Source organism: Pseudomonas sp. SIMBA_068 (assembly GCF_046534705.1).
GTDB classification, from domain to species: domain Bacteria; phylum Pseudomonadota; class Gammaproteobacteria; order Pseudomonadales; family Pseudomonadaceae; genus Aquipseudomonas; species Aquipseudomonas putida.
Map to the genome: position 1 here is coordinate 1 of NZ_JAWRYI010001190.1, position 250 is coordinate 250.

Genomic DNA, 250 nt, shown 5'->3' on the forward strand with positions numbered 1-250 from the left:
CTGTGCCGACCCTGTGGGAGCGGGCTTGCCCGCGAAAGGGCCGGTGCGGGCACTATAGATCTTTGATCAGACCCATCTCTCTCAGCTCCCGCACGGCCCCCTCCATCGTCCGCATCCCTTCTGCAGCACCCGCCTGCATCACCGAACACAACTGCGCCATCCGCCCCTCACGCACCAGGTTACGCACCGCCGTCGTCGCCACCAGCACTTCCCGCGCTGCAACCCGCCCGCCATCTACGCGCCTGACCAG

Annotated in this window: 1 pseudogene; it reads right to left on the reverse strand. The window is 67.2% G+C overall.

From position 1 onward, the window contains the following. Positions 1-52: 52 nt before the first annotated feature. Positions 53-250 (reverse strand): annotated as a pseudogene (locus SB756_RS33290) (twitching motility protein PilT); the annotation flags it as partial.